Raw genomic sequence first — 6,046 nt, 5'->3', positions numbered from 1 at the left:
GATCGATTTGGAATCAGCGCCAATATTAACTATCACCAAACGGACGGGTATATTCCGCAGCAGGCGGATCTACGAGGGGCGATTGATCAACCGGCCGGAGGAGGAAACGCCAATGTGTCGTTCAAAACCGACTACACTTCTCCCGAGTTCCGATGGTATGGCCGCGCGAATTATTACAACAGCAACCAAAACATCGGTCGAGCGTTGGCTGACAATCACCAGCTTACGGTGAATGTCCAAACAGGAGCGACATGGAAATTAAGCGAGGCGGAAACGGTGGAGGCCAATGCCTTCTATCTGCAACAGAATTTCACGACCAACAATCCCTCCTTTGTGATACCAGGAGATCGGAACTCAGCTTTTCTGTCCAATCTCCATCAGATCCCCTCCACCAGCATTGGAGGCTATACACAGTATTCACGGACCATCAACGAGATATTCCGCTCGGTTCAGCTCGGGTTGGATCTGCGCCAAATTCAGAGCGTCGATCGGTCGCAAGTCTTTAGCGCGCCCGGAGCCAGCCCCACCACACTCGATGGGTATGGAAAGCAACTGTTTGTGGGCGGATTTGGTCAAGCCAGCGTCTTCCCCATTCCGAAGCTGGAAATCTTGGGCAGTCTGCGGCTGGATTACTACCGTAACTATGAATCCAAGCAGGTATCCGCTCCGGGCGGAACAACCGACTTTGCAAACGAGGATCGGGTGCAGCTCAATCCGAAACTGGCCACCCGTTATCAGCTGATTGAGCCCCTCGCCATCCGGGCTTCTATCTACCGGGCCTTTCGTGCTCCCACCCTTGACGCCATGCATTACAACCTTCTCGTGACGGGATTTAGCTTGCGGAGCAATCCTCAGTTGGCTCCTGAGACTATGGTAGGGGGAGATGTCGGCCTCGATCTCAATATTAGCCGATTGAAGGGCCAGGTCAATTTCTTCTGGAATGAGGTCAATCACGCAATTACACCGGTTGCCACGAGCTTCTTTCCCGTCTTCACTCTGCAATGGTTCAATGTGGGCAAACTTCGAAGCCGCGGAGTCGAAGTCTTGGGCGAAGTGGAGCTGGCACAGCATTGGTCGGCGATTTTCGGCTATACCTATACCGACTCCACCATCACGTCCAATCCCGCCGATCCCACTATTGTGGGGAATCGCAATCCCAATATCCCACTCCATTCTGAGACGGTGACGCTGCGGTACCGCCAGCCGGAGGGGCTCGATTTTGCGTTTCGTTTGCGAGCCAACCAAAACATCTTTGCCTCAACCGATAACACGGTCAAGCTGAGCGATCAGTTCATTTTGGATTTCAATGTGGCATATCCCATCTATAAAAATGTCAGTGCGTTCGTAATCGGAGAAAATATACTCGACGACTCGTATCTGGTATCGATTGTCGGGGCCAACTGGATGGGAGCTCCACGGCAATTCTTCGGCGGGGTGAATGTCACGTTGTAGCGGGGGGCACAGCCACAAGACGAGCCGTGTCGGCTCAGTCGACATGATGGCCGGCCCTATTCAGCGGGATGCCTTCGCTCGGGACCAAGCGTTGGGGGTGAAGGTTGCCTGCCGCCTCTTCTCCCAACCCTTTTAAATCTTGTTCCGAACTGAACACTCGGGACTTAGCCGACGGGTTATAAAACGCAGGCGTGTTTTGAAGAGGGTTGGCAGGACAGATGTCGCGTGGCGGGTGTAGCGCGATTGATCAAAGGGGTGATGGATGAGGCCGAGATGGGGAGGAGGCTGGAGCTGGTCCACTCTTCTTGCGATTGTACCGTTTCTTTTCTTACTTTCATCGAACCCGGTGGGAGCTGACCCCACTGATCGATGGCAAAGCTTGACGGAAGCGGGTACTGCCGCACGCGAACAGGGAGCGTACAGGGAGGCGGAACGGATTTTTCGAGCTGCCTATCAGGAAGCAACCCTGCTCGGGATGACCGACGAACGTGTGGGAACGTCTCTCAACAATTTGGGTCTCGTTTTCCATGAACAAAATCGATACGCAGAGGCAAAGTCCTACTACGAGCAGGCGCTAACGGTTTGGAGGCGGGCGGGTGGTATAGAGCATCCCAATGTGGCAACTGCCCTACACAATCTTGCGGAAATCTATGTTGAGGATGGACAGCTTGAGCAGGCGGAGAGGTATTATCTTCGTTCACTCAAGATCAGAGAGCGGTCGTTGGAGCCTGGGCATCCGGCATTGGCGATTGAATACAATGGCCTGGGAATCCTCTATAGAAGACAGGGAAAGCTTGTTCAGGCCGAAACTCGATTTCATTTGGCCCTGGCTATGCTGGAAGGACGCCACGAGACCAATTCAGATGATGCGGCACCGATTCTTAACAATCTGGCATCGCTGTATAAGGAAAAGCAGCTGTACGCATTCGCGGAACCGCTATATATGCGAGCGCTTGCGATTCGCCGTGCTCGATTAGGAGATAACCATCCCTCGGTTGCTCTCTGTCTGAACAATCTGGCTAACTTGTATCACGTGCAAGGGTTATCTGAAAATGCCGATAAGGGGTATCGCGAAGCCCTTGCGAGTAATGAAGCGGCCAAAGAACCGGCAGAAAGTCTGACAGGCAGCATTCTAGGAAATTGGGCTCTGTTGGCGCATGAACGCGGTCTACTCGATGAAGCAAAGATTCGCTACGAGCGCGCGCTGGTGATTCAACAACAAACCATGGGTCGAAATCATCCCATATTGGCCGTCACGCTCCAAAGTTACAGTAGTTTGCTGATGGATATCGGAAAACCATTGGAAGCTTCGCACTTCCGCAAGCGGGCCGCGGTCATACGCGCGCGTCAGAATCTCGCATTCCAGGAGGGCTTGTTCCTGCGGTGAGAGCGTCTCGTCTCGACATTGTACAGGCCCTAGGTGAGCGTACTGCCTAGCAGGGATTTTGTCTGGCATTGAGAGGGCCCGCGAAAAAGTCAAAAATTGTGTTGCAACTGGAGCAGCTGTGAGTAGACCGATAAAGGGCAGAAGAGTATGTAATCAGAATGAGCAAGAGGGTGCTCACGACAGGAGAATCGATTCCTACCGGCTATTGTTATGTTATAAGGAGGTGGGCTATGCATAGGATGAAAGCGGCCGTGGTTGCTGTTTCAGTGTGCGGTTTGCTCGCAGGAGGGATCGCAAATTCGGCGCTTGCAGACCAAGGGGGACACGTTAAAGAAGTCATCAAGCACGCCAAGGAGGGCATTGCGCACGAAAAGGAAGCGATTAAACATCTGGAAGAAGCCATACAGGGAAGCGACAATGCCCACGCAAAGGAAGCGCTCGAGCATGCGAAGGAATCGCTGACACATGCGGAAGAATCGCTGGCCCATGCCGAGGAGGCCCACCATCCGGTGAAAAAGAAGTAATCAAACGAACCTACGGCTATAGGAACCGATCTTAAGTGCGGTTCCTAGCATGCTCACAACAAATGCCGTTGCGTCCAGTCCGAGCAGCTGTCTCCGGCTCGGACCAAGCGAGGGGTGGAGACGCGACTGTTAGACCTTCGCCCCGCTGTTATACAAGAAACAATCTGAATTATGTGTCAGGGTGCGGTAGGACGCTGTGCCACGTAGCTGCGCCAGCCTCCATATGCGGTGATTTCTCGGTGCTTTTCGACCAGCGCCGGTTCGCCTAACACACCTAAGACGACGGTCCCGTCTTCAAGACGGACCTTTCCGATACATAGACCGGGAGGCTCATTCATCAAGATTCCCGCCAATCCCTCGGCGGGCACGGACCAAACTTCAACGGCTACCTTGACGCCTGTTCCATCGGTGACACGCAGCATCGCAGGGTGCTCATCGTTGATCGTCCAGAGGCGATAGGCCGGCTCGGTCATCGTCTCGCGGACGAACGTTGCCTTGGCGGCCACCATGTTGGGGTTGAGCTCGAGCCCCCGCATCAGCGTGCCGTTTACCGCGAGCAGCACATCGGTCTCATTCACGCGGCGCCCCCCATGATCGCTCGATACACTGCGTTGATAAGATCGGTCTGAAACAAGGCTCCCTTGTGGAGCCGGCCCCTGAGCGAGGGATGGCGCACGCTGTCGTTTTGAAGCAGCCATGCCGGTAACAATTCCTCCATTGCTATTCCTCGAGACATTTCCACTCCTGAAGCGGATGGCGCTCAGTTCTCTATGTCGTTAACCGTAGGTGTTACGGAGGGCATCCGTCAGGCGATCAGCCGTCGTGATCCAGCCGATGATGCCTCCCTGCGATTGGATCATGCGAACCGTCGCTTGTTTAAAATCGGGAAAATAACTTTCGGTCCCGTCCTCGACCAGCAAACATTCGTATCCGCGGTCATTGGCTTCCCTCATGCTGGTTTGCACGCACACTTCGGTGGTCACTCCCGTAAAAATCAGATGGGTGATTCCATCCGCCTTCAGATGCTCATCGAGACCGGTTGCATAAAATGCTCCCTTGCCGGGTTTGTCGATCACCAGCTCGCCGGCTTCAGGCCGCAATTCGGGAACGATCTCGTTCCCCGGCTCTCCCAGCACCAGAATGCGCCCCATCGGACCGGGATCGCCGATGCGAAGAGTAGAATCGCCGCGCCGTTTCTTGGCCGGTGGGCAATCCGAAAGATCGGGACGATGGCCCTCCCTCGTGTGAATAACCGGCAACCGCAATTCACGAAATGTCCTAAGCAGACCCGCCACCGTCGGCACGATCTTCTGCAGACGCTCGACCTTGTTTCCCAGCGCAGCGCCGAATCCGCCCGGCTCAACGAAGTCGCGCTGCATATCGATAATCACCAATGCCATTCGATTGCCTGAATCTTTCGCGGGCAAAGGATAAGGATAAGGGGAGGCGGGAACCGTACTCATGTCGTATGCCCCGTCATGTGTCGTCCGATGACGGCCAGGTCGGCGCCGGACGACGTGGTTTCATAGACGAACTGACCGTTGAACATCACCACCGTGCGATCGGAGAGTTCCAAAATCTCGTCGAGATCTTCGCTGACCAACAGCACCGCCGTCCCGCGATTGCGCGCGGCCACAATCTGCGAACGAATTTCTTCCATGGCCAGAAAGTCCAGCCCGAAACATGGATTGGCGATGATCAGAATTTCCACATCCGCCGACAGCTCGCGCGCCAAGACCGCGCGTTGCACGTTACCGCCGGAGAGCGATTGGATCGGGATCTCGGGATAGGGTGGTTTAATGTTGTAGCGCTCAATCAGTCCCTGTGCGCTCCGGCGCAGTGCCGGTCGATTGATGAGCCATCCTCCCACCGCGTGAGGCCGGACATCGAAATTGCGGAACGCCAGATTTTCAGCCACCGTCATGCGCCCCACGCACGTGTTTTGGAGCGGCTCCTCCGGAAGACAGAACATCTTGTGCCGCATGATTTGCTCGCGGGTCGGCTGGAAAGGCTGATCCCGCACACGGATCGTCCCAGCCGTGGCCTGGCGTTGACCCGCCAAGATCTCGACCAGTTCGCGCTGCCCGTTGCCTGATACTCCCGCCACGCCGACGATTTCGCCTTCATGGATGGTGAGATGCACGCCTCTCACGACTTCCACACCGATGTCGTCCTTGACGCGGATATCTTGCAGGACCAATTTGGGAATCTTGCTCGGCTGCTCGTTCCGTCGTTTCGGTTTCACCGTCACTTCCGACCCCACCATCATCTCCGCCATCTGAGTGACTTTCAATTCCGACACTTGTCCTGAACCTACGAACCGCCCCTTGCGCAGGACCGTGACATCATCCGCGAAGGCCGCCACTTCGCGAAGCTTGTGAGTAATGATCAGAACGCTCAATTGTTGAGCCAGCGTCATGGCTCGAAGGTGCCCCAACATTTCATCGGCTTCTTGCGGCGTCAAAACGGAAGTCGGTTCATCCAGAATGAGGATTCGGTTCTTCAGCGCGAGTTGCTTGAGAATCTCCACTTTCTGCTTTTCGCCGGCGGCGAGGGAGCCGACACGAGCCGTGAGCGATACCTTGAAGGGCATCTTCTCCATGAACTGGGTCAACTGCCGTTCTTCTCTTTGCCAGTTGATGACAGGGTCCAACCGAGCCTTGGAGATCACCAGGTTCGCGAG

The 6,046-nt window shown here is 55.2% G+C and carries 7 protein-coding genes; 3 read left to right on the top strand and 4 right to left on the bottom strand.

From position 1 onward, the window contains the following. The 3 genes from ACOSYY_RS01560 to ACOSYY_RS01550 form a co-directional block, all read left to right on the top strand. A partial coding sequence (locus ACOSYY_RS01560) for a TonB-dependent receptor (protein WP_421660503.1) occupies positions 1-1,452 on the top strand: 1,452 nt, incomplete at its 5' end. A 262-nt stretch (positions 1,453-1,714) separates the two neighbouring features. Further along, on the top strand, positions 1,715-2,839 hold the full coding sequence (locus ACOSYY_RS01555; protein ID WP_421660502.1) for a tetratricopeptide repeat protein: 1,125 nt from the start codon (positions 1,715-1,717) through the stop codon (positions 2,837-2,839). 230 nt (positions 2,840-3,069) lie between these two features. Continuing rightward, positions 3,070-3,363: a hypothetical protein gene (locus ACOSYY_RS01550; protein ID WP_421660501.1), complete on the top strand. Its 294-nt coding sequence runs from the start codon at positions 3,070-3,072 to the stop codon at positions 3,361-3,363. A 176-nt stretch (positions 3,364-3,539) separates the two neighbouring features. Here ACOSYY_RS01550 and ACOSYY_RS01545 read toward each other — a convergent pair whose 3' ends face one another. The 4 genes from ACOSYY_RS01545 to ACOSYY_RS01530 all read right to left on the bottom strand — a co-directional run. After that, complete coding sequence (locus tag ACOSYY_RS01545; RefSeq protein WP_421660500.1) at positions 3,540-3,941, bottom strand: allophanate hydrolase-related protein; 402 nt, start codon at positions 3,939-3,941, stop codon at positions 3,540-3,542. Next, positions 3,938-4,099: a hypothetical protein gene (locus tag ACOSYY_RS01540; protein ID WP_421660499.1), complete on the bottom strand. Its 162-nt coding sequence runs from the start codon at positions 4,097-4,099 to the stop codon at positions 3,938-3,940. Before ACOSYY_RS01540 ends, ACOSYY_RS01545 begins: the two co-directional genes overlap by 4 nt. A gap of 40 nt (positions 4,100-4,139) precedes the next feature. Next, positions 4,140-4,826: a cysteine hydrolase family protein gene (locus ACOSYY_RS01535; RefSeq protein WP_421660498.1), complete on the bottom strand. Its 687-nt coding sequence runs from the start codon at positions 4,824-4,826 to the stop codon at positions 4,140-4,142. Next, on the bottom strand, positions 4,823-6,046 hold a 1,224-nt coding region (locus ACOSYY_RS01530; RefSeq protein WP_421660497.1), incomplete at its 5' end, for an ABC transporter ATP-binding protein. The genes ACOSYY_RS01535 and ACOSYY_RS01530, both read right to left, overlap by 4 nt.

It is taken from the genome of Nitrospira sp. BLG_2 (assembly GCF_049222245.1).
The sequence above is the reverse complement of the archived record's forward strand: the minus strand, read 5'-3'. Positions and strand labels throughout refer to the sequence as shown.